Here is a 24,164-nt window from a genome sequence, read left to right as displayed (position 1 = left end):
CCTCCACGATCAGCACATCGCTGACACCGTCATACTCCGGCCGCGTGACGATCGTGCCCGGCACCGTGTTCTCCGCCACCACCGAGCCGTCGACGATCTCGATGCCGGTGCCGAAGCGCAGCAGGTCCTCCAGATCGTAGTCGGTGAGAACCTCGGTCTCGTTGGTGACGGTGAGCCCATAGGTGATCTCCCACACGCCCGGCTGGTTCTCCCGGTCCACCACATACGGCTCGGTCACCACGGTCTTGTCCAACGTGACCAGCGGCAGCTCGCTGCACTCGTCGTCGGTCAGGTCCTCGTGGTTGGTCGGGTCCAGCGTGGCCGTGTTGAACAGCCCCGTCGTCCCCTCACCCGCCACCTGATCCGGCGTGCAGGCCAGGTCCTCCGGCAGCGCGATCGCCTCGCCGGTCTGCGGGTCCGTCTCCAACGCGACCGACACCGTCAGCGTGTAGATGTGCTCGGTGCCGTTCTCCACCGTCGACTGCGCCTCGATCGGCACCACGTCGGTGACGACGTTCATATCACCGCTGCCGTCCCAGTCCGGGTTCAACAACCCATCGGCCTCCGGCGGGCCGGACACCACCTGGGTGTCCACCACCTCGACACCCTCGCCGTACCCGGTCAGATCATCAGTCAGCAGATACCCGCCGTCGATCATGCCGGTGTTCTCCACCACCAGCTCGTAGGTGATGGTCCAGGTGCCGTCGTCGTCCGGGTTCTCCGTCGGGCCGGACACCATCCGCTTGTCGAACTCGTAGTCGATGTTCGAGTAGCCGAAGTCGATGGTGTGGTCGTTCTCCCCCGGCCCGCCGGTCGTGATCGCCGCGTAGGGGAAGTCGCCCTCGTCGGTCGACTCCACGATGCCGTCGGAGTCGTTGCGGTCGGCGTCCACGGAGTTCGCGTCACCGGTGTCGGGCACCGTCGGGTACCAGTTCTCCAACGGACCACCCGCCCCGTAATCGGCCGGATTGTCCACACCCACCACATAATCCGTGTGCGTCTTCAACTGATACGCCGCATCATTCGACGAGAAGTAATACTCACCCTTCCCGTCGGTCGTCGTGGTGCTGACCAGGGTGCGGTTACCGTCCGCGTCCACCTCATACAGATTCACCGTGGCACCCTCCACCACCGGCTCATCCGGATCCTGCACACCGTCGTTATCGACGTCATACCAGACAAAGTTGCCAATCTCGATCGGCGCCGCCGACGCCAGCACGGACGCCGACCCGAGGCCGTTGCCCTTACCGTTGATGCCCGGCTCGGTGCCCACCAGAGTGCGCTTGATCATGGCCCCGCGCGGGTCATACGGCTGGCCGGTGTTCTGAAAGAGTCGACGCATCCCGGACTGCAGGCCGGCGTTCGCGACATGCAGGCCGGTCGTCAGCACACCGTCGTCCCGGCTCGGGACGACGACGATCGAACCCAGCGCCTCATACGAGTTCACCGGGCCGGTACCGCCGATGTCGCTCCAGTGGGTGTCGAAGTACTTCAACCCGCCTGGGCCGAGGATGCCCTTCGCCACGCCGGCACCGACGACTCCGCCAGCTATACCGTTGCTCTCAAGTGTGAAAGTGCCGTCACCGCTCGGCGTGGCGATGAACACGTCACCTTCTGACCTGAGGCCGCCCAAGAATCGCGTGTCCCCGTCGGTCGGATCGCCGGACAACGGGACGTTCGTAGCCATCGTGTCGCCGGTGAGGTCACGGACGCCGATGATGAGGTTCCCGTGCAGGATCTTCGCGTCGGCGACCACCGGCATCGGATAGAAGACGGTGACACCATTCGTGAAGTACTGGCTGGCCTGGGTGGCCCACGGGTAGAACTGCGTCTGATACCCGTTGCGCGGGAAGTCCAGCGGGAAGTTGAGCACCTCGGTGAGGTTCTCCGGGACTTCCGGCCGGAAACTGTAGATGTAGCCGTGCAGCTGACCGGCGTTCTGAGTTGTCTCGGCAGTGTCGGTGACGGCCAGGTACAGCTCGTCGGTCAGCGGGTCGCTGGACACGCCGAACGGACGCAGGTCACTGCCGTCGGGGAAGTAGCCGTCGAGCTCGATCTCGCGGACGCTCACCGGCGGCTGCGAGATGTCGCCTCCGGTCTCGATCTGGATCAGCGATCGGTTGTGGAGGTTGACGGCATAGAGGTACTGCTGGTCCGCGCTGAACGCGATCGTGCCGAGCCCACCGCGTCCGACGTTGTTCCACGCCTGCGCGTCCCTTGCCCAGTCATAGTTCGGGTTGTCGGCGGTGACATCCGGGCGCAGCCCGTATGCGGTCTGGCCGGCATTCGGGTCCGGCCCGCCCAAGTCGATGCCGTAATCCGTGACGTCGACGTACAGCTCGGCCGACGCTGTCGGCGCCAGCCAGTCGTCGCCGTCCGGCGTGACTCGGTAGATCGCACCGATGCCTTCCGGACCGAACCCGGAGTTCCGCTTGAGGTACGCCGCCGTGAGGACCGTAGGGATCTCATCCGGCGCCTCCGCTCGGAAGATCGCCGAGCCGTTGGTGGAACCCACCTGCGAGAACGGTACGACCGCTGTCTGCGGTACTGGGTCGTCGACGGCGTTGCTCTCCGCCTCGTACTCGATCGTCACCCCGCCGGGTTCGGCAGCGCTCACCCCGTCGGAGGGGCCGAAACGCTGGTCTGGAACATAGACCAACGGGTTGTTCTCCACATAGGCGCTGGGTACCTGGAAGGAGAAATCGACCTCAGCGGCAGGCATGGAGTCGATGAACTGGACGGTGGTGCCGTTGCTCGTTCCTGCGGCGCGTCCGACGACGGAGTCGCGCCAGGCGGCCCACTCCGGTGTGTCAGGCACGTTGGCCTCAACCCGCCACGGGCCGGCATCGCTGGTGACCGGCAGCGAGTAGGTTCCGTCAGGACCCGTGGTGACCGGGCCGGCGACGTTGCCGTCGGCGTCGTAGGCATATACCTCGATGCCTTCTAGCCGCCCGTTGTCCTCGAAAGTGTCGAGTATCCCGTCGGAGTCGTAGTCCTGCCAGATCGTGCCGGTGATCGGGTCACCGGGCGCGGCCAGCGCGGGCAGGGTGGCTCCGGCACCGGCCAGCGTCGAGCCGATGACGCCGAGCGCGGTGATCGCGCCGGCCACTCGAATCGTCCGCCGTGATGTTCGTCTCACCTGGCCGCCTCCTGGGCTGGCCGCCTGTCGTTTCAGCGATCTCACTGGCAGATCCCTCCGTAGCTGTCCTTGCACCAGCGCCGATGTCCCACCGTCCGACAACCCGGTCGGGCGGCCTGCCGGACGGCAGGTAGATGACGGCGCTGACTACAAGGAGCCGGAAGCACGCACGGTCAGCACGCGATGTGACACAGATCACGTTTGGCCGCACGCCGAGAGGAGTCACGAACTCCGCGAACCGGACATCAGGCGTGCCGTGCTTACTTACACTCACTGCCATGCACACCCCCGCAGCCCACCGCGCAGCCGCGTCATGAGGCGCCTGGCCCTGCCGGCCGCCCTGGTCATCGCGCTGTTCGCCGGCTGTTCCGACGACGACGTCGGCACCCCGCACGGCGCCAGCGGGTGTCGATGATGCGCCACGCGAACTACACCACCGGGGTCCGCTCGGTGCGGCTCGACGTGGTCGACAACGGCCGCACATTCGCCGTCGACGGCCTTCGGATGAAGGCCCGGCTCGGTGGCTCCGGCGACTTGACGACGGTCGACCTCTCCGATGCTCCTGCGGACGTGAGCTTCGCCGACGCGTTTCTCGGTACCACGACGGGTGGATGATGGACGACGACGCGACGCCCCACCCCACCGCACCGAATCCGGCACCCACCGGGACGCGCCGCCGCGACCTGCTGCGCGGCGCCATCGCGGCCGGCATCGGCGCCGGTGCCGGCTTGTCCGCCGGCCTGCTGGCATCGTCCGCGGCCGAGGACGACGACGCGCCGCACGCATCCGGCCCGGACACCAGCGGCACCCCGGCGACGGGGCGGGCCGCATCCGTCGCCGCCGACGGCGACCAGCAGGCCGGGATCGCCCGCCCGGACACCCCACAGCCGCACGGTCTGCTGCTGGCGCTGGACCTCCCGGACGTGCCGGAGCCGGGCGCCGCCGACGCCGCGTTCCGCGATCGGCTACGCGAGCTGTGCGCTGGACTCGGACGCTCGATCATGACACTGACCAGTGCCGACAGCGCCGACACCGCCGGCCTTCTCGACGGGCCGGGCGACCTCACCGTCACCGTCGGGCTGGGCCCGCGGGTGATGGCGGCGCTCGACCCCCAGTTGCCCGGCGCCGAGCCGCTGCCCGCCTTCGCCGGCGACGACGCCGTCCCGGCCACCCGCGCCGGTGGCGACCTGCTGATCGCCACCTACGGAAGCGACCCGAACGACGTCCACCGGGCGGCGCACTGGCTCGCCGAGGCCGTCCCGGATGCGACGGTGCGCTGGTCGCAGCGGGGTTTCCGGGCACCCGGCAGCGGCACCGTAGCGCGCAACCCACTCGGGTTCCACGACGGCGTCATCGTGCCGCGCGGCGACCACGAACTCGCCGAGCACGTGTGGATCCCCGACGGCCCCATGGCCGGCGGCAGCATCTGCGTCGTGCGGCGGCTCCGGCTGGACACCACCGCGTTCGCCGCCGAGCCGGTCGAGCACCAGGAGGCCGTCATCGGCAGGCACCGGCACGACGGCTCGCCGCTGTCCGGTGGCGGTCCCTCCGACGAGGTGGACCTCCTGGCCAAGACGCCGGACGGGCAGTACGTCACGCCGGTCCGGTCACACGTGCGGGCGGCGCATCCAGCACTCACCGGCAGCCACCTGATGCTGCGGCGGGGCTACGCCTTCGACGACGGTGTCACGGATGGGACCGCCGACGCGGGGCTGCTGTTCATCTGCTTCCAGCGCGACCTGCGCACGTTCGTCCAGACCCAGTTCCGGCTCGACGAGACCGACGCGTTGACGGAATACGTGACCCCGACCGGCAGCGCGACGTTCCTGATCCTGCCGGGTTTCAGCGCCGACCGGCCGCTCGGTGCCACCCTGCCCTGACGTCGATCACGGCCCGGACGGCGGCCGGTTCGTCGGACCAGCCGCCCACCCGGGCAGCGAGCGGGTCTCGACGACTTCGCGCGCCACCTGGCCGAGCTTGACGTTGTTGTCCCGGGAGTACCGACGCAGCACGTCGAAGGCCTGCTGGGCCGACAGGCCGTAGCGTTCCATGAGGATGCCCTGTGCCACGCCGATGCGATGGCGGGCGTCGATCGCCTCCCGCAGGGTCGTCGACTCGCGCGCCACTGTCAGGCCGATCGAGGCATGCAGGGCCAGCAGCTCAGCCGCCTCGACGGCGTCAGGACCCGGCCGGCCCGCGCCGGTCCAGTAGGCGGTGACCACACCGGTGAGGTGGGTGCCGAGGTCGAGCGGCACCGCGACGGCAGCCCGCACCCCGGCCGGCGCGATCAGCGCCCGCCACCTGGGCCAGCGCACATCGGTGACGGCGTCCGGGACGACGACGCTGGTCCGTTCGCGCATCACGGTGAAGGCCGGGCCCTCACGGAGCCGGACCTGGTGGGCGTCGGCCTCCTCAGCCACCGCCCCGGTGGCCACGGAAGTGTGCAGCCGCCAGCGGCGCCGCGCGAAGAGCGCGCCGGTGGCGGCGTCGCAGCCGGCGAGATCGACCAGGTGGCCCACCGCCGCCCGCAGCGCGTTACCGACGCCGGGTTGGCGGTGGAGTTGCACCGCGACGTCGGCCAGCAGGCTCGCGGTCTCGTCCGCGAGGTCCCAGGCGGCCGTGGGGGAGGCCCTGTTCTCGTGACCGGTCGGCGGGACCGGCCGAGTCACCGGGCACCTCGCGCGGCAGGGCAGGATCGATGGTCGGTAGGGCAGTACCAGGGAAGCAGCGTGGGATAGATGAAGCGGCGACGAGCCACTGACGACTCCGGGAGGGACGTAGCGCACTGCGGCATGATTTGCCGCCGGCTGACCTCCCAACCGGTGCCGCCACTTTAGCAGCCGACAGGCTCCTGGGTTCTGTTGGCTACCTCACCACCGGATGCGGAACTGGGGTCACGACGTGGTCCGGTGCTGTTCGATGAGGTCCTTGCCCATCGACTTGGCCCGCCGCGCCGCACCGGTGTCGCCCTCCAGCGCGGCGATGATGGAGCCCTTCATCAGGATGTGCCAGGCCCGGGCGAACTCCTCCGGGTCGCGCAGCCCGGCCTCCTCCGCCCGCCGCCGGGTGATGGCCCGCAGGTTGGCCAGGTGCTCGATGCTGGCCTGCCCCAGCGGATGGTCCTTACCCATCTCCAGCAGCACCGTGATGAACGCGATGCCGTCGAAGTCATCGCTGTCGAACCACTCGTCGAACACGTCGAACACGGCCAGCAGCCGCTCCTCCGGGGTGTTCCCGCGGGCCTCGGAACCCTGCTCGACCAGCCCGTGCGTCCACTCCTGCTCGCGCCGCTCCAGATACGCCAGCACCAACGCGTCCTTGGACGGAAAGTGCCGGTAGAAAGTGGCCTTCGCCACGTGCGAACGCTCGATGACCTCGTCCACACCCACCCCGTTGACGCCCCGCCGGGCGAACAACCGGTAGCTCGTGCTCAGGATGCGTTCTCTCGCCTTCACTGGCGTGCTCGTCGCTTCCGGCCCGTGCATGACCCCTGATGCTACTCGAAAAACCGCGGAAGACAGAAGGGTCTGCCTCAAAGAGACAGACCCGTCTGTACAACTCGTCGGCCTGGTTAGTACAGTGACGGCCTGTCCAACACTCTCATTGGAGGTGCACCGTGGCGCTGAGCCTCTCATCGGGGCTGGCCGCCTTGGCAGCCGATCTGCATCGAGAACGGGACGTCGAACGCACCTGCCATGGCATTCTCCGCCATGCTCAGGCACTGACCGGCGGCGACGGCGCCGCCATGATCATCAAGCGAGGGCGGCGCACCGAGGTCGTGTCCTCCTCCCCGGTCGCGGAGCAGGCCGATCTGGTCCAGCTCGAGCACAGGGAGGGACCCGGCCTGTCCGCCATGTCGCAGCCGTGCCCGGTGGTCGTCCACGACCTGACCGCCGAGGCCCGCTGGCAGCGGTGGCGGGAACGCGCGGTCGAGATGGGCCTGCAGAGCTCGCTGTCCTTCCGCATCGGCACCACCACCTCCGCCATCGGCGCGCTGAACGTCTACGCCACCCGAGCCCGAGCGTTCGCCACAGACGCGGAATCCGTCGCCCGGCTCTACACCCAGCACGCATCCGTCGCGCTGGCCGCCGCGCGACACGAGTCGGGGCTGCGGCGCGCCATCGACGCTCGCCAGGTCATCGGCCAGGCACAGGGCATCCTGATGGAGCGGCACGCTCTCGACGCCGAAGCCGCGTTCACCATGCTGCGCAACAGCGCGCAGGAACGGAAGACCACGCTCAGCGAGCGCGCCCGGCAGATCGTCGCCACCAGCCGCGCCTCTGATTGACCAACGCACCACGACGCCAGGAGTCCGCCGTGTCCGTCACCGTCGGAGATCGCCCCGCCCTCGTCCCGCTGCGGCGCTGGCTGATCAGCCCCGGCACGCAGTACAAGATCATCGGAACGCTGCTCGCCGTCCTCGCCGGGTCGTTCTCGGCACTGCTGCTCATCCACTCCTGATCCGCCGCATCGGCCGCCGCACCGCCGGTCAGCGGACGTAGCGGTCGTCGTCGGGCGGCACCGGCACGTGATCCCAGCGGGTGCCGTTCCGGCGCATCGCATCCTTGATCAACGCGCGCCGGCGGACGCTGTCCCGCGCAGCCGCGTCCAGGGCCGCGGCGTCGAAGCGTTCGGCGAGCAGGCCATGCAGCTCGGCGCACAGCCCGGCCGCCTCCGGCCGGCCGGCAAGGTCGTGCCGCTCGGCCGGGTCGGCGGCGACGTCGAACAGCTGACTGCCATGGCCGTAGACGTGGATGTACTTGTGGCCGCCACGGCGCACCATGAACGCCGGGGCGTGCACCTTCTCGGCGTGGTACTCGGAGTACACGACGCGGGCGCCGAGCCGCTCGTCGTCGGCGGCGGCGCCACCGTCGAGCAGCGGCAGCAGGCTCTCGGCATCCATCGGCATCCGATCCGCGGGGTCGACGCGAGCCAGGTCGGCCAGCGTGGGTGCGAGGTCCATCATCGACACCGGCGCCGCCACTCTGGTGCCGGCGCCGCGGCCGTCGGGGAACGAGATGATCAGCGGCACCCGGGCCGACCACTCGTAGAAGCAGCGCTTCTGCACCATGCCCCGTTCACCGAGCATGTCGCCGTGGTCGCTGGTGAAGGCGATGACCGTGTCCTCCAGCTGTCCGGTCTCCTCCAACGCCGCGACGATCTGCCCGACCTTCCGGTCGACGTACGTGACCAGGCCGTAGTAGGCGCGGCGCAACGCACGCATGGCATCGGGGTCGGCGAGGTCCACGCCGCCGGTGTCATGAGCCTCGTCGAGCCACCGGTCCAGCGCCGACCGGCCGCGGCCGTCCCACGGCTCGGGCAGGTCGATCGGCGCGCCGTCGTACAGGTCCCACAAGTCCTGCGTCACGTGGAACGGGTCGTGCGGATGGTGGAACGACGCCAGCAGGAAGAACGGCTCCGTCCGCTCGTGTCGAGCGCGTTCGCGGACGAACTCGGTGGCGCGGAACGCCGTCTCCTCGTCGTAGGTGAGGAACTTCGTCCACGGCCGAACACCGACCTCCGGCGGCACGTACGAGTGCGCATGCCCGCCGCGCGGGAAGCGGCCGTTCTCGTCCACCGTCGGGACCCAGTCCATGCCCGCGGGGAAGATGTCGGGGTTGAGGCGGCGCCGGAAACCGTGCAGCTGGTCCGGGCCGACGAAATGCATCTTGCCGCACAACGCGGTCTCGTAGCCGGCGTTGGTGAGCAGGTGAGCGATGGTGGGCTGGTCGGACGGAAACGGCGCGGCGTTGTCGAAGCAGCCGATCGAGGAGGCATACCGTCCGGTCATCAGTGCTGCCCGGGCCGGCGCGCACAGCGGATTCGGTGTGTAGGCGGCATCGAACCGCACCCCCCGCTCGGCCAGCCGGTCAAGGTTCGGGGTCCGCACCACCGAATGCCCGTACGCGCCGGTGAGGAACGGCATCAGCTGATCCGCCATGATCACGACGATGTTCGGCAGCGTGGGCGAGGACATGACCGGCGGGCCTCCTGGTGGCTCGGACGTCACGGGCTGTCACCAACTCACACGGGCGGCGCGGCCCCGTGCTTGCCGCGCCGACCGGCTCTCGGGCATCCTTCCACGGTCGGCTGGCGGCGAAGGGGTGGCATGTGAGCGCTGCGGAAGAGCACGTCGTCCTGCTCGACGAGAGCGGCGCCTCTGTCGGCACCGCGCTGAAGCGTGATGTCCACCACCGGGCGACCCCACTGCACCTGGCGTTCTCCTGCTACGTGTTCGACACGGCCGGATCGCTGCTGGTGACGCGGCGTGCCGGCGCGAAGGCCACATGGCCGGACACCTGGACGAACAGTTTCTGCGGCCACCCCGGCCCGGGCGAGGACATGCCGTCGGCGGTCGAGCGACGGGCGTCCGACGAGTTGGGGCTGCCCATCACCGGACTGCGAGCCGTGCTGCCGGGGTTCCGGTACCGCGCGGTCATGCCCAACGGCGTCGTCGAGAACGAGATCTGCCCGGTCTTCGCGGCCGTGGCGGACGGCGACCCCGCACCTGACCCGTCCGAGGTCGGCGAGTACGCGTGGGAGCCGTGGCCGCGCTTCCGCGACACCGTGCTGGCCGGCGGGCGGCCGGTCTCGCCATGGTGCGCCGAGCAGGTGCCGCTGCTGGCCACCCTCGGCGACGACCCCCGCGACTGGCCCGCCGCGCCGTGGTCCGCGCTACCTCCGGCCGCCCGCGTTTCCCCATGATCATCGGCGATCCACCCCGCTATGACGTGGCGTATTCGCCGATGATCATGGGACGCCCGAGCCCAGGACAGGAGACGACGATGATCCGAGACGAGGCCACCGCGGCGGCACCGACCCGGCTGACGCGGATGCCCGACAAGGCCGTCCTCGAGCTCGCCGCGCTGCACCGGCTGCTCGACGAGACGGTGCTCGGGCACGTCGCCGTCGTCCTCGACGGGCATCCGGTCGCGTTCCCGACAGCGGTCGCCCGCGACGGCGACACCCTGCTGGTGCACGGGTCGACGGGGTCGTCGTGGCTGCGAGCGTTGGCCGGCGGTGCGCGTGCGTCGGTGACGGTGACGTCCATCGACGCAGTCGTTGTCGCCCGGTCGGGGTTCGAGTCGTCGTTCCATTACCGCAGTGCTGTGCTGTTCGGCCGGTTCACCGTTCTGGACGACGCGGCCAAGCGGCGCGGCCTGGACGTGGTCATCGACCACATCGTGCCCGGCCGCTCCGGTGAGCTGCGCGAGCCGTCGAAGCGGGAACTGGCCGCCACCCTCCTGCTGGCCATGCCGATCGACGAATGGTCGCTGAAGGTGTCCGAGCGGTGGCCGGAGGACCTCCCCGCGGACGTCGCCGGGCCGGCCTGGGCCGGGGTCGTCCCGCTGCGCCGTGGCTACGGCACGCCGGTCGCCGCGCCGGATCTGCACCCCGGCATCGGCCTGCCGCCGTCGGTGACAGCCCTCACAGCGCCCGGCGACCACTGAACCTCGGGCCGAAGCTGTCGGCGGCGCCTGGTTCGATGTGCCCATGGCCGTGCCCGACACCGCGTTCCTGCGGATCCTCGACCGACTGCCCGAGGTGCGGCATACCGAGTCGCGCAACTACACCGCTTTCGCCGTGCGCGGCAAAACATTCGGCTACCTGTGGCCGGACACCCAGACCGTCGGGCTGAAGCAGACCATCTCCGAACAGCTCGCACTGGTCGCCGAGCGGCCACACGTGTTCGAGGTCCAGTTCACTGCCGGCGGGTTCGGCTGGGTCGTGGTGCAGCTGGCGGGCATCGACCACGACGAACTGACCGAGCTGACATTCGAGGCATGGCGGCTCACCGCCCCGCCCGCACTGATCGAGGAATTCGGCGACCAACCGCCGCGCTGACCCCGTCCGCCCTGGGTACACCCCGGGTGAGGAGGTGTCGGTACATGCCGGACGAGCACACCCTGCGGGTCATGACCTGGAACGTCTGGTGGCGGTTCGGTGAGCAGTGGCGGGACCGCCAGGTGGGTATCGCGGCCACCCTTGCCGCCCACCAGCCGGACATCGTCGGCCTGCAGGAGTCGTGGACCACCCGGGAGTCGTCGCAGGCGGAGGTCCTCGCGGCGCCGCTGGGCCAGTACTCCGTGGTCGGCGGGCCATCGCTGCCCGACCTGCCGGCCGAACCGGAGTCGCCCGACCACGACGGCGTGGGCCTCGGCGTCGCGGTGCTCAGCCGCTGGCCGGTCCGGCACACGTGGACGCATCCGCTGCCGTCCAGCCGGCCGGAGCGTCCGGTCGCCCTGGTGGCGGCCGTGGAACACCCGCGCGGGCTGCTGTACGTCGTCTGCACGTGCGTCGAGCACCACGCTCACCTGGCCGGCGATCATCTCGCCCAGACCCGTGAGCTCGCCCGGCTGGCCACCGACCTCGGCGCCCGCGACGGCGACCTTCCGGTCGTGCTCGTCGGCGACCTGAACGCCGGCCCGGACAGCCAAGAGGTCCGCGCCCTGACCGCGGAGCTGACCGATGCCTGGGACGCTGGTGGTGGTGCCGGCGACGGCGTCACACTCAGCTCCGCGGTCCCGTTCGCACCCCGGGGCGCGGTCAAGCAGCTGGACCGGCGCATCGACTACGTGCTCGTCGGGCCGGCAGCGACCGGGAAACGTCCGAAGATCACCCAGGCGTACCTGGTCGACGACACCGTCAACGGTCTGCACCCGTCGGACCACTACGCCGTCGTGGCCGACATCGCGCTCTGACACCGGCTCAGGGCCGGATGTTCTGGTTGAGGTGGAACAGGTTGTCCGGGTCGTAGCGGCGTTTCACGTCCACCAGCGGCTGGTAGTTGCCCTTGTAGTTCGCCGCGATCCGGTCCTGGTCATCGGCAGCCATGAAGTTGACGTAGCCACCCTCCTCCGACAGCGGTGCGGTGGCGGCGTAGTAGTCGCGCACCCACCGGGTGTTGACGTCGTTCTGCGCCGGGTCCGGCCACATGCCGGCGATCACCGTCGCGAAGGTGGCGTCGCGGTAGGCGAACGCCGTCTCGTCCGGTGCGACCCGATGGCAGGCGCCGTTGATCGGGTAGATGTGCACCGTGGAGTTCACGACCGGCACCTTCGGCCCGTGTTCCTGATGCGCCGCGACGGCGTCGTCGGTGAGCTCGGTGACGAAGTTGGCCTTCCAGTAGTGCTGCAGTCCCGGCGGCACGAGCGCGTCGAAGGCGCTGTTCAGTGCCGGATACGGCATCGGCCCGACGTGCTGGGCCACGATCGGCGCGATGTCCCGCAGCGGTTTGATCGCCTGCTCGCCCTCCTCCAGTGGACCGGCCCAGCAGGCCACGAACGCCAGGAACGGCTCGCCCTGCCGGTCCTGCGGGATGAACGGCAACGGCGGCGCGATCTGGTACGCCGGGAAGCCGCCGAACTGCTCCGGCGCGTCCTGGATGAAATCACGGTAGAAGCGCAGTACGTCGGCGGCGTCGTCGAGCTCGAAGAACATCGGCCCGCCGTAGATGTCGCGCACCGGGTGCAGCGCGAACTCGAACGACGTCACGACACCGAAGTTGCCGCCGCCGCCACGCAGCGCCCAGAACAGGTCCTCATTCTCCCGCGCACTCGCCACGACGAAGCGGCCGTCGGCGGTGACGACGTCGGCGGAGATCAGGTTGTCGCAGGACAGCCCGAAACCGCGGGCGAGGTAGCCGATGCCGCCGCCGAGGGTGAGGCCGCCGACGCCGGTGGTGGAGATGATCCCGCCGGTGGTCGCCAGCCCGAACGCGTAGGTCGCGGCGTTGAAGTCGCCCCAGGTCGCACCGCCCTCGGCCCGGGCGGTGCGGTTTCGCGGGTCGACCCGGACACCTCGCATGCCGCCGAGGTCGACGACGACACCGTCGTCGACGGTGCCGAAGCCGGGCACGCTGTGCGACCCGCCGCGCACGGCGACGGGCAGACCGTTCTCGCGGGCGAAGTCGACCGCGGCGGCGACGTCACCGGCGTTCGCGCAGCGCACCACCACCCGTGGCCGCCGGTCGATCATCGCGTTGTAGACGCGACGTGCGTCGTCGTAGCCTTCGTCGGTCGCCGCGACCACGGGTCCGCGAACGCGCTCTCGCAGCTGATCAATGGTGATTTCGGCCATGGCTGCCCCCTCGTGCATCTCGGCCATGTGCCGGCCCCCCGGTCGACCCACTCACCGTACTCCCGATCCCCGGCCCTGGACCGGCGGCGAGCGGAGGAGTATGACTGGGATCAGGGGCCACCATGTCCATGTCCGTCGAATCCGTCAGCGCTCCAGCCCGAGTCGCCGAACTCGGCGAGGGCATCACCGTCGACGAGCTGCGGCTGGCCGCACGCAACCACGGCATGCCGCTGGAGGCGTTGCACTACGACGTCACGCCCGTCGGGCTGCACTACCTACTGACGCACTACGACATCCCGGTGATCGACCCGGCGGCTTGGCGGCTGGCCGTCGACGGCGCCGTGCCGCGCCCGCTCTCGCTCAGCCTCGACGACCTCCGGGCCCGGGAGCCCGTGACGCATCGGGTCACGCTCGAGTGTGCGGGCAACGGCCGGGCGCGGCTGGAACCGCGGCCGGTCAGTCAGCCGTGGTTGGACGAGGCGGTCGGCACGGCGTCGTGGACCGGCGCCCGGCTCGCCGACGTCCTGGGCGAGGCCGGCCTGCGGGACGGTGCCCGCCTGCTGGACGCGGCGGTCGACGTCGCATTCACCGGCGCGGACCGAGGCGTGGAACGCGGCGAGGAGCAGGTCTATCGGCGCGGCCTCCCGGTGGCCGAGGCGTTGCGGGACGACGTCCTGCTCGCCTATGAGATGAACGGGCAGCCGCTGCCGCCGCAGCACGGCGCACCGGTGCGGCTGGTGGTACCCGGCTGGTACGGCATGGCGCACGTGAAATGGCTGGTCGGCGTGACCGTCCTGGACGCGCCGTTCGACGGTTTCCAGAACGTCACCGCGTACCGGGTCAAGCGGGAACCCGACGAGCCCGGCGAGCCGGTCACGCGCATCCTGCCCAGAGCCTTGATCCGGCCACCCGGCATCCCGGACTTCCAGAGCAGGGTCCGCATCGTCGACCGCGGCCGCGTCGTGCTCACCGGACGAGCGTGGTCGGGCTGGGCCCCAGTCCTCGGCGTCGATGTCAGCGCGGACGGTGGTGGCTCCTGGGCAGCGGCGGAGCTGGGGCCGCAGCCGGACACATACGCGTGGCGGCCGTGGCGGTTCACCTGGGAAGCGCCGGAGCCGGGCCGGTATGCGCTGCGGGCACGGGCCCGCGACGGCGCCGGCCACGTGCAACCCGTCGAGGCCGCGTGGAACCGGCAGGGCATGGCGAACAATCACGCCCAACTCGTCGATGTCGTGGTCCGCTGACCCGTCGACCTCGTAGTGTGACCCGTATCACATGTATTGGTAGGCCGTAGCGCGTCATTCCGGGCACATAGCCACGTCCTGCTTGGTGATGGGGGGCAGGTTCCGGCCCGATCGTCACGTGTCGCTCACCGGGGAAGCGATACGCCGATCGGGCCGGAACCTCATGTCAGGGCACGTTCCGCGTCGCGTCGCACAGCGCGCATCATGCGGTTGACGAGGACGCGATGCGCGCCGGACCTGATGACCACGAGCCGGTAGAGCGACCCGGGCAGGCCGGGGAAGTCCGCGAGCGTCCGCGCCGTCAGCTCGGTCGCACCGGAATGCTCGGCGAGAGCGAACCTGAGTTCATACCGCGAGAACCGGTGCCGGCCGGCGAGACGCACGAAACGGTGCGGTTCCGCCTCGACCACGGTGAAGCCCGGCAGCGTCGCGCCGTCGTCGAACAAGCGGCCGGACGCCTGACGCGGCTCGGCCGCGACCAGCCGCCCATAGGCCTCGGCACGGGCACCCTGTGCACCCGGAACCCGGGCTGCGAGCGCGTCCCAGACGACCCGTGCCGGGGCAGCCACCGACACTCGATGCTCATCGACGAAAGGCAGCGCGACACACATACCTGGAGCGTACGGGCTGCCAGCCGTTACCTCGGTGACGACGTGGGGCGACCTCGGCGCGGCGATTCGGCGGGGATGGTCGCCTGATCCTTCGCGCCGCTCCGTACGACCGGGCGGCTGCCTGACGATCGGCAGTGCACGAACGCCACCGAGCGGCGATATTGACAACATGTTTCCTATATGACAAGATGTTTCCATGACTGCTACCGCACACGTCGCCCTTTACGACACGCTCGCCGACTGGGAGGTCGGGCACCTGCTCGTCGAACTGCGCACCGGCCGCTTCACCGGCGCACCGTGGAACATCGTCACCGTCGCCGAGTCGGCCGATCCGGTCACGTCCATGGGCGGGGTCCGGATGCTGCCGGACATGCTGCTGGCCGACCTCGATCCGGCTGCCAGCGATCTGCTGATCCTGGCCGGCGCCGACTTCTGGGACGCCGGCGGTGGCGCCGCGTTCCTCACCGCTGCCGCCCGCTTCCTGGATGCCGGCGTGCCGGTCGCGGCCATCTGCGGCGCCACGGCCGGGCTGGCCCGGGCCGGCCTGCTCGACCACCGCCGCCACACCAGCGCGGCACCCGAATACCTGCAGGCCACCGGTTACCAGGGCGCCCACCTCTACGTCGACGAGCGGGCGGTGGTCGACGGCGATCTGATCACTGCCGGCCCTGCCTCGCCCGTCCAGTTCGCCCGCGCCACGCTGGGCCGGCTCGGGCTGGCGCCCTACCGGACGCTGGAGGCCTACGAAGGTGTCTTCCACCGGGCCGACGCGAGCGCGTTCCCGGTCCTGATGCAGGCACACTGATGCGCATGACCACCGCGCAGAACGGGCTGGACGCCGCCGTCCCACCTCGGGAGGAGTGGCCGGCACCTTCGCCGGCCACTCCGGCCGGTGAAGCACTCACCGACCTCGCCCTCACCACGTTCCGCCTCAATGCCCGGCTCATGGACGCCGCCCAGGACATGGCCGCGGCCGGCGGCATCACGGCCGCATGGTGGCAGGTGCTCGGCGGCGTACTGGACGAGCCGCGAACCCTGGCCGGCATAGGACGGCGTATGGGCATGTCCCGGCAGGGCGTCCGCAGGGTCGCCGACCTGCTGGTCGAGCAGGGCCTGGCAGAGTACCGGCCCAACCCCGAGCACAGGCGTGCCAAGCTGCTGGCCTGCACCGAGGCCGGTTACTGGGCAATCAGGCGAATCTCACTCGTCCAGCACCCGTGGGCCGATCGCATCGGCGCACAGGTCGACCTCGAGGAGCTGCGTGCCGCCGCGGCCACCATGCGTCGCCTGGTCACCGTCCTGGAGGCCGACCGGCCCGACACGGGCGAGTAGGACCGGGTCAGCCCAGATCGTCACAGTAGGGCACGTCGGTGGCTCGCGTCCTCAACTCAGGTCGACAACGACCTTGCCGATGTGTTCGTCGTTCTCGATGACGCGGTGCCCGTCGGCGGTGCGCTCCATCGAGACGCTGGCGTGGATCAGCGGACGGATATCCGCCCGCTGGATCATGCGTACGACGTCGACGAAGTCGTTCCAGCCGCCGAACGGTGCCCCGAGGATCTGCCGGTGCGCCTGGTAAAGCTCCCGGATGCTGATGTCGGGACGGTCCCCGCCGGTGGCCCCGCAGACGACGAGCCGGCCACCGGTCGCCAGCGACCGGATGGAGTCACGCCAGGTCGGTGCACCGACGGCGTCGGCCACCAGGTCGACGCCGTCGCCGCCGGTGTACTCCAGTACCTGGGCCGACCAGCCCGGCTCGGCGGAGTCGAGAACATGGTGCACGTACGGCAGCCGGGCCAGCCGCCGCGCCTTGTCCGGGCTGCGGGTGGTGGCCAGCACCTCGGCGCCGGCCTGCGCGGCGAGCTGCATCGCCGCGATCGACACCCCACCGCTGGCGCCGACCACCAGCACCCGCTCGCCGGCGCGCAACCGCCCGGTCGTCATCAGCATGGTCCAAGCCGTCGTGTACGTAGTCGGCACCGCTGAGGCCTCGATCAGGGACAACCCCTCCGGCACTCGCAGCAGGCTGGTCGGCGCCAGCGCGACCAACTCGCGCTGTACACCCCACACGTCCTCGCCGAGGATCTCGTAACTCGCGCACCGGCTGGTCTCACCACGCCGGCAGTACCGGCAGTGGCCACACGACAGCCCGGAGAACACGATGACCTCGTCTCCGGGCGCGAGCTCGGTGCTGGCCTCCGAGCCGACCTCGACCACCGTGCCCGCGCCCTCCGCGCCCATGACATGCGGCAGCGCTCGCGGCTGCCGCACCCCCGGGCCGGTGAGTCCCAGCCGCACGAAGACGTCGAGCCGGTTCAGGCCCGAGCCGGCCATCCGCACGAGGACCTCCCCGGGCGTCGGCCGGGGTTCGGCGAGGTCACCCACATTCAGGACGTCGGGCCCGCCGTACCGTTCGAGGACGACCGAACGCACGGTCAGACCCAGATCTCGCTGAGCGCCCGCAGGGTGTTGCCGCCGGTGACGGCGACGATGTCCTCGTCGCTGTACCCGTGCTTGACCAGCCAGCCGACGATGTTGTGGAAGCACTCGGTCGGGTTCTCCAGACCGGCCACGTAGGGCATCTTCGGGTACGTGGGGCCCCGGTGGGCGTCATGCACGCCGAGATTGGCCGCGAACACGTCGTGCAGCGCCACGTGGTCGCCGTACAACGTGTCCGGCCCGAAGGCGACGTGCTCGATGCCGACGAGCTCGGCGCAGTACTCGAAGTGCTCCATGACCGATTCGAGGGAGTGCTCGATGTGCGCCTCGGTCAGGGTGGTGTGCGGAGCGGCCTCGATGCCGATGACGCCGCCGGTTTCGGCGCACCCGCGGATCACCTCGTCGGGCTTCATGCGCGGGGTCGGCCACAGCGCCCGGGCACCGGCGTGCGTGATCAGGACCGGCTTCGTGGACGCGGCGAACGTGTCCATACAGGTCCGGTCGCCGGAGTGTGAGACATCGATGGCGACGCCGAGCTTGTTCATCCGCTCGACGGCCCGGTGCCCGAACGCCGTCAGGCCGCCGTCGCCGGCCTCCTTGAGGCCCGAGCCCAGGGTGTTCGACTCGGAGTACGCGATGCCCATCTGCCGAACGCCCAGCCCGTATAACAGGTCGATGCGGTCGACCTCGTTCTCGATCGGCGTCGCCGCTTCGAGGCACAGCACGATGGCCAGCTGATCGGCGTCGTGCGCGGCCCGGATGTCGTCCAAGCCGTAGGCGATGCGCACATAGTCCTGATGGGCGATGTCGGAGGTGCGCATGCCGATGTCGTAGACGATGTCGTCGAACTTCCAGCCGGACTTGCTGGTGACGCAGGCGGTGCCGTCCATGAGGTTGTCGAAGACCGCGGTCATGCCCGACCGGGACAGACCGAGGTACCCGGTGCGTTCGCGGCCGGTGCGGATGTAGGCGCGGACCTCGTTCATGTCCGCCGGGAACACCTGCGGGTGGTCGTGCAGGCTGATGATGATGTTGTCCTGCATCAGCCGCCGGGTGCGTTCCTCCTGCGCGTCGTCCAGACCGAGGTCGTACGGCGGTACCCGGTCGAGCTCGGGCGCGAGCGCGAACGACTCGTAGTCGCGCCCCTCCTCCAGGTACGAATAGGACGTGTAGCCGGTATAGCGGCGCGACCGGTACGGAGTGGCCGGCCGGACGGTCTCGGTCATGTGAGCACCTCATCTCTCGTGCTCCGCCGGCCGCGGGTCAACGCGGCAGGTACGGAGCGACGTCGGGGAGCACGGCCGAGCTGGTCAGGAAGCCGCGTTTGACGATGCGCAGCTCCTGGCCCATCTCGACCCGGCGGATGCCAGGCAGGGAGCCCAGCACCTCGGTGTTGAAGCGGTAAAGGTCGTCGAGGTCGCGCAGCACCAGTTCGCAGGCCAGATCGCTGTAACCGGCGGTCGCCGACATGTAGCGCACTTCGGGGTGCTGACCGAGCGCCGACGCGACCTCTTCGAGGTGGGCGAAGTCGACGTCGAGCCAGAGGAACATCTCGGTCTCGTAGCCCATCGACTGCGGATCGACGAAGGTGGCGAACCAGAAAGCGCCGCGGGAGGTGAGCGCGTCCACCCTGCGGCGGGCCGCGGCCTCACCGATGCCCACGCGGGCGGCGACCTCCGACATGGGAGTGCGGCCGTCAGCGGCGAGGATCTGCGCCATCTGCAGGTCGACGCCATCCAGCGAGGCCGGGCCGGCGACATCCACGGGGGGCGGTTCCAGGACGTTCGCCGCGTCGCCGAGGATCCGGCGACTCCAGTCGTACGAGGTCTTGAAGTTGCGCACCACGGTCTCGGTGCTGGTGTGCGTGATCCCCGGGATGGACCGCAACTGCTCGACGAGCACCTCAGCCAAATGGGCCCGTGAGGCGACGATCACCTCGAGCACGAGGTCGTGCGAACCGGTCAGCATGGCCAGGAACCGCACGTCCGAGCGCATCGCCAGCACGCCCGCGACCGCCGTGGTGGCCCCGACCGCGCATTCCACCTGCATCAGTACCGGCGTGCCCAGGCCGCAGCGGGGCGGGTCGGGCACCGCCGATACGCACACGACCTGGTCGCGCAGTAGCCGATTGGCCCGGCGCGAGACCGTCGACTCGGACGCGCCGACGACCGCGGCCACCTGTTGCCAGGTGGCCCGCCCATTGACCTGGAGGCACGCGACGATCGCCCGATCGAGATCATCAAGGGGAGTGCGTCCCGGCGGCATCGCGGGCAATCTTCCGGGCCTCCACGCGGGCGAATCGCTCGGCATGCCCGCCATGTTTGCAAACCTTCTCATCTCAGGCAAGGAATCATGCTCGTTTTCGTCGTACCGGTGAACCAGGACATCGATCTTCGGCAATCTCTCCCGGAACGTTGCGATGGACAGTAACCTTCGCCCACAAGGGGTTGTCAGATCGGATGAACCTTGCGAAACTCCCACACCACCGATGTGCGGAGGGGTGAGACATGACCGTCGAGTCCAGCATCGACAGCCTCGGCCCGGCCTGGATCGCCGCGGTGGGCGACGTCGTGGTGACCGAACCGCCCGGGAACGTCGACCCTCGCCTCGTCGCCCTGCTCAGCGGCGCCGAGACCACCGTGGCCAACGTCGAGTCGCCGCTGACCGAACGCGGAGTGCCGGCCGAGAAGGCCTTCGTGCATCGCACCCACCCCGACCGTGCCGCCGACCTCGCCGCACTGGGCATCGACGTCGCGACCCTGGCCAACAACCATGTCCTCGACTTCGGCGCCGACGGCATGGCCGACACCGTCGAGACACTGCGCGGTGCGGGCATCGCCCCGGTCGGTGCCGGTCACGACGACACTGCGGCCCGCGCCCCGGCCGTCCGCACCACCGCATCGGGTACCGCCGCCGTCATCGGCCTGTGCGCCGCCCTCCCACCGGGCTTCGCGGCAACGGCCGACCGGCCGGGTGTGGCGCCGTTGCGCGTCTTGCAGCAGGTCGCGATCGACCCGGCGCTGGCGTCCGAGCAGCCGGGGATGGCCCCGTACGTGCACACGTCGGCCGTCGTCGACGATCTCGACGCAGCGTGCTCCGTGGTCGCCGCGGCCCGGCAGACGGCGGACGTTGTGGTCGTCGCCGTCCACTGGGGCGTCCCCCACGGGTTCGCGGCCGCGTCCTACGGCGTCCTGGCCGACTACCAACGTCCGGCCGGACATGCTCTGGTCGAGGCGGGCGCCCGGCTCGTCATCGGGCACCACCCGCATGAGATCCACCCCGTCGACGTCCATCGGGGCGGGTTGGTCGCGTACTCGATCGGCAACTTCCTCTTCCATGCCTGGTCCGCTCTGGCCGCCGCAGCCGGGGACGGCGCCTTCCCGACACGCGTCCCTGCCGCGCCCTACCGCAGCGCCTTCGGCGCCGACGTGACGGATGACTCGGTCGTGGTGGTGGTCGCGCCGCCGGACGGCGCTCGGCTCACGGTGCGGTTCGTCCCCACCACCATGGTCGGCGGCGAGCCGGTACTCGCCACCGGCGAGCGCGCCCGCGCCGTCGTCGAGCGCCTCAGCTGGCCCGGTGCCGCTGCCGGTGTCACCCTCCGCGACGACCTCCTGCCCGGCACGACGATCGGTGAGGTGTCACTCGACCATGACTGACTCCACGTTCTACCGCGCCGTCGGCGTGTTCGACGCGGTCCGGCCCGGGATGCGCGCCGGCGCCGGCATCCTCGTCCGGGACGGCCGGGTCGTCGCCGTCGGCCCGCCCGAGGAGGCGTGCCCGCCGGGAGCCACGCGAGTCGACCTAGGCGAGGTGTACCTGGTGCCCGGGTTCGTCGACGCGCACACCCACGTCACCATCCGGCCCGGCGACGGCGACCAGCACGGCCAGCTCCAGCAACCGGCCGCCTGGCAGACCGTCCGCGGCGTCGACAACCTGCGCCGGATGCTCCTCTCCGGGGTCACCACGGCGCGCATCATGACCGAGGAGCACGACATCGACGTCCATTTCAAGGCCGCAGTGCGGGCCGGCGAGGTGGCCGGTCCCGCGCTGCGCGTCGCCGGGCGTGGGCTGAGCCCCACCGGCAAGCACGGCAGCGCCGCCGGTGGCGTCGACGGCCCGGACGCCGCACGCGAGGCCGTCCGGACCAACGCCGCCAAGGGCGCCGACCACATCAAGATCTTTACCACCGGCGGGGTGTCATCGACCGACACCTCGCTGGCGGAGTCGAACTACTCAGCCGAGGACATCGCCGCGATCGTCTTCGCGGCCGCGGAGCTCGGACTGATGGTGTCCGCGCACGCCCACGGTGGCGCTGGTGTCGACCTGGCCGCCGCCGGCGGTGTGCGTTCCATCGAACACGGTGCACTGCTCACCGAGCAGAACCTGGACACCATGACCCGACACGGCACGTGGCTGGTCCTGACCAACACCATCCTGTTCCACCCCACCGGCATCGAACAGGGGGACGCGAGCGAACCGGCCATCCTGGCGAAGGTCCGGCAGGCCCGCGCCGCCATGGAGGCCTCTGCCGACCGGGTCCGTGCCGCCGGCGTGCCGATCGCGCTTGGCACCGACTCGATGCACGGCCTGTTCGGCTACGAGATGCAGTGGCTCGTCGAGCACGGCTGGTCACCGGAGGAGGCGCTGCTCGCCGGCACCGTACGTGGAGCCGACCTGATGGACGTCCAGGACATCGGGGCCCTGGCACCTGGCCGGCGGGCCGACTTCGTGGCCCTGCTGCGCAACCCACTCACCGACATCGGAGCCGTCCGCGAGGTTGCGGGCGTCTTCCGGAGCGGCAACCAGGTCGTCGACGCCAACGGCTACACGCGCCCAGCCCCACCGGCACCGACACATCGCGAGGAGCACCCATGACGTCCACCCCCACCGACCCGCACGCGCACGACGACGCCGTCCGCCGTATCGCCTACCTCGTCCCCGGCCCGATGCATCGCACCGCACTAGGCTCCGCCGAACTCGAACGCCGGCAGGCCACGCTGCACCGCTGGGCGCTCCCCGGCACCGAGGTCGAGGTCCGCGCCGTCGACCGCGGCCCGGCCTCCATCGAGTCCATGTACGAGGAGTACCTGAGCATCCCCGCCATGGCCGAGTTGCTGACCGCCACCGAGGCCGACGGCTTCGACGCGGCCATCGTGGGCTGCTTCGGCGACCCCGGCCTCGACGGGCTGCGCGAGATCAGCGACATGCTGGTCGTCGGCCCCGCCTCGGCGTCGATCGCACTGGCGACCACACTCGGTCACCGGTTCAGCTTCGTCACGGTCACCGCCACCATCGTGCCCGCCCTGCGGCGGCTGGCCTGGGAAGCTGGTGCCGCCGACGCGCTCGCATCGGTCCGCTACATCGAGACGTCGGTGCTCGGAGTCAACCAGGACCACGACGCCGCGCTGGGCCGCATGCTCGAGCAGGGCCGGCTAGCCGTCGAGCAGGACGGTGCCGACGTCCTGGTCCTCGGCTGCATGAGCATGGGCTTCCTCGACGTGGCGGAGCAGATGACCGAACAGCTCGGCGTGCCGGTGATCAACCCGTCCCGGGCGGGTCTGCACGCGGCGGAGATGACGGTCGCGCAGGGGCTGAGGCACAGCCGGCGCGCCTACATGACGCCGCCGAAGATCGCCGCCGGCGCGAAGCTCGCCGAGCTGTTCCTCAGTGGCGACGGAGCCCGCCCATGACCACGCCCCTCGCGCGTCGCGCCGTCATGGTGAGCGTGCTGGCCGTCCTGGCGCCGATCGCCGGCGCGTCGGCAGCGGCTGCCGATCCGACCCTGGTCGACGTCGATGCCACGGTCGAGGTGGACGACCAGGGCACCGCCCAGGTCCAGCTCGACTACGTCGTCGCCGGCGGTGCCGCGGGCGAGGAACCGGCCACCACGCTGTCGTTCTCCGTGCTCGACTTCTCCGGAACCGGCCGGGCACCGGTCGACGACATCGAGATCACCACCGCCGACGGCGCCCGGCTCGAGGTCACGACCGAGACGGTGGAGCTCAAGACGACCGTCACGGCGACGCTGGCCGAGCCCCTGACCCCAGGTACGGAGACCGAGCTCACCGTGCGGTACTCCGCGCCGGAGGCCGGCGACGTCACCGGTGACCGGATGACCACCGACGTTCCGATGCTGACGTTCGACCTGCCGGCGGCGAGCACCGCGCCCGGCGTCTTCAGCGCCTCGGTGCGGCTCGCGCCGGACCACCGCTACGTCGAAGGGTTCCCGGCGAACCCGCGGGACGTGGCCGTCTCCGGCAACCGCACCGAGGTCAGCTACGACGTCCCGGCCATGCCCGCACTGCTGCGCTCGGTCAGCACGACCGGCGATGCTCCGCTCCTGACGCTGAGCCGGAGCGTCAACCTGGTGCTCGTCCTGACCCTGCTGGCCGGCGGCGCCGCCCTGTACGTCTCTATCACCCGTGGCCGTGCCCGCGCCGCCGAGCCGGGAGATGCGGTACCGGCACCCGAACGGAGGCAGTGATGTCGATCTTCGAAGCGGGCTTCATCTTCTGGGGCTTCCTGGCCCTCTACATCGTCCTGACGGCCGCGTACTTCGGCTGGATGTCGACGCAGAACCGTCGAGACGCCCGGCGCGGCGCCGAGCGTGACGCCGGCCGGGCCGGCCGAGAGAGCAGGTGACGACGT

The 24,164-nt window shown here is 70.3% G+C and carries 25 protein-coding genes; 16 read left to right on the top strand and 9 right to left on the bottom strand.

Annotated elements, in window-relative coordinates:
• The coding region (locus tag JIAGA_RS34875) for an SdrD B-like domain-containing protein (protein WP_035812027.1) at positions 1-3,109 on the bottom strand (3,109 nt) is incomplete at its 3' end.
• Positions 3,110-3,553: 444 nt separating this feature from the next.
• Between JIAGA_RS34875 and JIAGA_RS0103075 the strand changes: the two genes are divergently transcribed.
• Entirely contained in the window at positions 3,554-3,754 is a 201-nt protein-coding gene (locus JIAGA_RS0103075; protein ID WP_157552629.1) for a hypothetical protein, read from the top strand.
• Positions 3,751-5,019, top strand: coding sequence for a Dyp-type peroxidase (locus tag JIAGA_RS0103070; protein WP_211239488.1), 1,269 nt, complete (start codon positions 3,751-3,753; stop codon positions 5,017-5,019). Before JIAGA_RS0103075 ends, JIAGA_RS0103070 begins: the two co-directional genes overlap by 4 nt.
• Positions 5,020-5,025: 6 nt before the next feature.
• On the opposite strand, the gene JIAGA_RS27205 is transcribed toward JIAGA_RS0103070, so the two are convergent.
• Both JIAGA_RS27205 and JIAGA_RS0103060 read right to left on the bottom strand, forming a co-directional pair.
• Positions 5,026-5,808: a GAF and ANTAR domain-containing protein gene (locus JIAGA_RS27205; RefSeq protein WP_051425626.1), complete on the bottom strand. Its 783-nt coding sequence runs from the start codon at positions 5,806-5,808 to the stop codon at positions 5,026-5,028.
• Positions 5,809-6,033: 225 nt separating this feature from the next.
• Positions 6,034-6,624 (bottom strand): TetR/AcrR family transcriptional regulator, encoded by a 591-nt coding sequence (locus JIAGA_RS0103060; protein ID WP_026874530.1) that lies wholly within the window; start codon positions 6,622-6,624, stop codon positions 6,034-6,036.
• Positions 6,625-6,755: 131 nt separating this feature from the next.
• On the opposite strand from JIAGA_RS0103060, the gene JIAGA_RS27200 reads away from it, so the two are divergent.
• Together JIAGA_RS27200 and JIAGA_RS34250 are read left to right on the top strand one after the other, a co-directional pair.
• Entirely contained in the window at positions 6,756-7,427 is a 672-nt protein-coding gene (locus tag JIAGA_RS27200) for a GAF and ANTAR domain-containing protein (protein ID WP_051425625.1), read from the top strand.
• 29 nt (positions 7,428-7,456) lie between these two features.
• Positions 7,457-7,600 carry a hypothetical protein gene (locus tag JIAGA_RS34250; RefSeq protein ID WP_157552626.1) on the top strand — a complete coding sequence of 48 codons (144 nt, stop codon included), beginning with the start codon at positions 7,457-7,459 and terminating at the stop codon, positions 7,598-7,600.
• A 28-nt stretch (positions 7,601-7,628) separates the two neighbouring features.
• On the opposite strand, the gene betC is transcribed toward JIAGA_RS34250, so the two are convergent.
• Positions 7,629-9,116 carry a choline-sulfatase gene (betC, locus tag JIAGA_RS27195; protein WP_051425623.1) on the bottom strand — a complete coding sequence of 496 codons (1,488 nt, stop codon included), beginning with the start codon at positions 9,114-9,116 and terminating at the stop codon, positions 7,629-7,631.
• A 134-nt stretch (positions 9,117-9,250) separates the two neighbouring features.
• Here betC and idi point away from each other — a divergent pair, with 134 nt between their 5' ends.
• The 4 genes from idi to JIAGA_RS0103025 all read left to right on the top strand — a co-directional run bounded on the left by idi (position 9,251) and on the right by JIAGA_RS0103025 (position 11,841).
• Positions 9,251-9,844, top strand: coding sequence for an isopentenyl-diphosphate Delta-isomerase (gene idi / locus JIAGA_RS0103040; RefSeq protein ID WP_026874529.1), 594 nt, complete (start codon positions 9,251-9,253; stop codon positions 9,842-9,844).
• 80 nt (positions 9,845-9,924) lie between these two features.
• Complete coding sequence (locus JIAGA_RS0103035; RefSeq protein WP_035812025.1) at positions 9,925-10,590, top strand: pyridoxamine 5'-phosphate oxidase family protein; 666 nt, start codon at positions 9,925-9,927, stop codon at positions 10,588-10,590.
• Positions 10,591-10,633: 43 nt separating this feature from the next.
• Positions 10,634-10,984, top strand: a complete 351-nt coding sequence (locus JIAGA_RS0103030; RefSeq protein WP_026874527.1) for an MmcQ/YjbR family DNA-binding protein — start codon at positions 10,634-10,636, stop codon at positions 10,982-10,984.
• 44 nt (positions 10,985-11,028) lie between these two features.
• Positions 11,029-11,841: an endonuclease/exonuclease/phosphatase family protein gene (locus JIAGA_RS0103025; protein ID WP_051425621.1), complete on the top strand. Its 813-nt coding sequence runs from the start codon at positions 11,029-11,031 to the stop codon at positions 11,839-11,841.
• Between the two features lie 7 nt (positions 11,842-11,848).
• Here the strand turns inward: JIAGA_RS0103025 and JIAGA_RS0103020 are convergent, their stop codons facing one another.
• The gene (locus tag JIAGA_RS0103020; RefSeq protein WP_026874525.1) at positions 11,849-13,219 is read right to left on the bottom strand and encodes an FAD-binding oxidoreductase; all 1,371 of its coding nucleotides are present in this window, start codon (positions 13,217-13,219) and stop codon (positions 11,849-11,851) included.
• A gap of 122 nt (positions 13,220-13,341) precedes the next feature.
• Here JIAGA_RS0103020 and JIAGA_RS0103015 point away from each other — a divergent pair, with 122 nt between their 5' ends.
• Positions 13,342-14,463 carry a sulfite oxidase gene (locus JIAGA_RS0103015; RefSeq protein WP_026874524.1) on the top strand — a complete coding sequence of 374 codons (1,122 nt, stop codon included), beginning with the start codon at positions 13,342-13,344 and terminating at the stop codon, positions 14,461-14,463.
• A gap of 161 nt (positions 14,464-14,624) precedes the next feature.
• Here the strand turns inward: JIAGA_RS0103015 and JIAGA_RS0103010 are convergent, their stop codons facing one another.
• Positions 14,625-15,032 carry a hypothetical protein gene (locus JIAGA_RS0103010; protein ID WP_211239487.1) on the bottom strand — a complete coding sequence of 136 codons (408 nt, stop codon included), beginning with the start codon at positions 15,030-15,032 and terminating at the stop codon, positions 14,625-14,627.
• A 238-nt stretch (positions 15,033-15,270) separates the two neighbouring features.
• On the opposite strand from JIAGA_RS0103010, the gene JIAGA_RS0103005 reads away from it, so the two are divergent.
• Both JIAGA_RS0103005 and JIAGA_RS27190 read left to right on the top strand, forming a co-directional pair.
• Positions 15,271-15,879: a DJ-1/PfpI family protein gene (locus JIAGA_RS0103005; protein WP_026874522.1), complete on the top strand. Its 609-nt coding sequence runs from the start codon at positions 15,271-15,273 to the stop codon at positions 15,877-15,879.
• 5 nt (positions 15,880-15,884) lie between these two features.
• Positions 15,885-16,406, top strand: a complete 522-nt coding sequence (locus JIAGA_RS27190) for a MarR family winged helix-turn-helix transcriptional regulator (protein ID WP_035813304.1) — start codon at positions 15,885-15,887, stop codon at positions 16,404-16,406.
• 51 nt (positions 16,407-16,457) lie between these two features.
• On the opposite strand, the gene JIAGA_RS0102995 is transcribed toward JIAGA_RS27190, so the two are convergent.
• Genes JIAGA_RS0102995 through JIAGA_RS0102985 form a run of 3 tightly spaced genes read right to left on the bottom strand, consistent with a single transcriptional unit; the run spans position 16,458 to position 19,913 of the window.
• The gene (locus tag JIAGA_RS0102995) at positions 16,458-17,507 is read right to left on the bottom strand and encodes a zinc-binding dehydrogenase (protein ID WP_026874521.1); all 1,050 of its coding nucleotides are present in this window, start codon (positions 17,505-17,507) and stop codon (positions 16,458-16,460) included.
• Positions 17,508-17,509: 2 nt separating this feature from the next.
• The gene (locus JIAGA_RS0102990; RefSeq protein WP_026874520.1) at positions 17,510-18,739 is read right to left on the bottom strand and encodes a dipeptidase; all 1,230 of its coding nucleotides are present in this window, start codon (positions 18,737-18,739) and stop codon (positions 17,510-17,512) included.
• Positions 18,740-18,776: 37 nt separating this feature from the next.
• A complete protein-coding gene (locus tag JIAGA_RS0102985; RefSeq protein ID WP_211239486.1) occupies positions 18,777-19,913 on the bottom strand; it encodes an Lrp/AsnC family transcriptional regulator in 1,137 nt (378 codons plus the stop codon).
• Positions 19,914-20,020: 107 nt separating this feature from the next.
• Between JIAGA_RS0102985 and JIAGA_RS0102980 the strand changes: the two genes are divergently transcribed.
• From JIAGA_RS0102980 to JIAGA_RS34245, 5 genes are read left to right on the top strand one after another with little or no spacing between them, the layout of a single operon-like run.
• Positions 20,021-21,172 carry a CapA family protein gene (locus tag JIAGA_RS0102980; RefSeq protein WP_026874518.1) on the top strand — a complete coding sequence of 384 codons (1,152 nt, stop codon included), beginning with the start codon at positions 20,021-20,023 and terminating at the stop codon, positions 21,170-21,172.
• Positions 21,165-22,391, top strand: a complete 1,227-nt coding sequence (locus JIAGA_RS0102975; RefSeq protein WP_026874517.1) for an amidohydrolase family protein — start codon at positions 21,165-21,167, stop codon at positions 22,389-22,391. Before JIAGA_RS0102980 ends, JIAGA_RS0102975 begins: the two co-directional genes overlap by 8 nt.
• A complete protein-coding gene (locus JIAGA_RS27185) occupies positions 22,388-23,206 on the top strand; it encodes an aspartate/glutamate racemase family protein (protein WP_051425619.1) in 819 nt (272 codons plus the stop codon). The genes JIAGA_RS0102975 and JIAGA_RS27185 overlap by 4 nt, the downstream gene beginning before the upstream one ends.
• Positions 23,203-24,000 (top strand): hypothetical protein, encoded by a 798-nt coding sequence (locus JIAGA_RS0102965; RefSeq protein ID WP_026874516.1) that lies wholly within the window; start codon positions 23,203-23,205, stop codon positions 23,998-24,000. Before JIAGA_RS27185 ends, JIAGA_RS0102965 begins: the two co-directional genes overlap by 4 nt.
• Complete coding sequence (locus JIAGA_RS34245; protein ID WP_157552620.1) at positions 24,000-24,158, top strand: hypothetical protein; 159 nt, start codon at positions 24,000-24,002, stop codon at positions 24,156-24,158. Before JIAGA_RS0102965 ends, JIAGA_RS34245 begins: the two co-directional genes overlap by 1 nt.
• Positions 24,159-24,164: the final 6 nt, after the last annotated feature.

The sequence above is a fragment of the Jiangella gansuensis DSM 44835 genome (assembly GCF_000515395.1).
In the GTDB taxonomy this organism is placed as follows: domain Bacteria; phylum Actinomycetota; class Actinomycetes; order Jiangellales; family Jiangellaceae; genus Jiangella; species Jiangella gansuensis.
This window is presented reverse-complemented; position numbering and strand designations above follow the sequence as displayed.

Coding starts and splice junctions, on each gene's coding strand:
- JIAGA_RS34245 (WP_157552620.1), top strand. CDS start 24,000: ATGTCGATCTTCGAAGCGGGCTTCATCTTCTGGGGCTTCCTGGCCCTC.
- JIAGA_RS0103075 (WP_157552629.1), top strand. CDS start 3,554: ATGCGCCACGCGAACTACACCACCGGGGTCCGCTCGGTGCGGCTCGAC.
- JIAGA_RS0102980 (WP_026874518.1), top strand. CDS start 20,021: ATGACCGTCGAGTCCAGCATCGACAGCCTCGGCCCGGCCTGGATCGCC.
- JIAGA_RS0103060 (WP_026874530.1), bottom strand. CDS start 6,624: ATGCACGGGCCGGAAGCGACGAGCACGCCAGTGAAGGCGAGAGAACGC.
- JIAGA_RS0103020 (WP_026874525.1), bottom strand. CDS start 13,219: ATGGCCGAAATCACCATTGATCAGCTGCGAGAGCGCGTTCGCGGACCC.
- JIAGA_RS0103025 (WP_051425621.1), top strand. CDS start 11,029: ATGCCGGACGAGCACACCCTGCGGGTCATGACCTGGAACGTCTGGTGG.
- JIAGA_RS0103015 (WP_026874524.1), top strand. CDS start 13,342: ATGTCCATGTCCGTCGAATCCGTCAGCGCTCCAGCCCGAGTCGCCGAA.
- betC (WP_051425623.1), bottom strand. CDS start 9,116: ATGTCCTCGCCCACGCTGCCGAACATCGTCGTGATCATGGCGGATCAG.
- JIAGA_RS0102975 (WP_026874517.1), top strand. CDS start 21,165: ATGACTGACTCCACGTTCTACCGCGCCGTCGGCGTGTTCGACGCGGTC.
- JIAGA_RS0103005 (WP_026874522.1), top strand. CDS start 15,271: ATGACTGCTACCGCACACGTCGCCCTTTACGACACGCTCGCCGACTGG.
- JIAGA_RS27185 (WP_051425619.1), top strand. CDS start 22,388: ATGACGTCCACCCCCACCGACCCGCACGCGCACGACGACGCCGTCCGC.
- JIAGA_RS0102990 (WP_026874520.1), bottom strand. CDS start 18,739: ATGACCGAGACCGTCCGGCCGGCCACTCCGTACCGGTCGCGCCGCTAT.
- JIAGA_RS27190 (WP_035813304.1), top strand. CDS start 15,885: ATGACCACCGCGCAGAACGGGCTGGACGCCGCCGTCCCACCTCGGGAG.
- JIAGA_RS0103070 (WP_211239488.1), top strand. CDS start 3,751: ATGATGGACGACGACGCGACGCCCCACCCCACCGCACCGAATCCGGCA.
- JIAGA_RS0103035 (WP_035812025.1), top strand. CDS start 9,925: ATGATCCGAGACGAGGCCACCGCGGCGGCACCGACCCGGCTGACGCGG.
- JIAGA_RS0102965 (WP_026874516.1), top strand. CDS start 23,203: ATGACCACGCCCCTCGCGCGTCGCGCCGTCATGGTGAGCGTGCTGGCC.
- JIAGA_RS0103030 (WP_026874527.1), top strand. CDS start 10,634: ATGGCCGTGCCCGACACCGCGTTCCTGCGGATCCTCGACCGACTGCCC.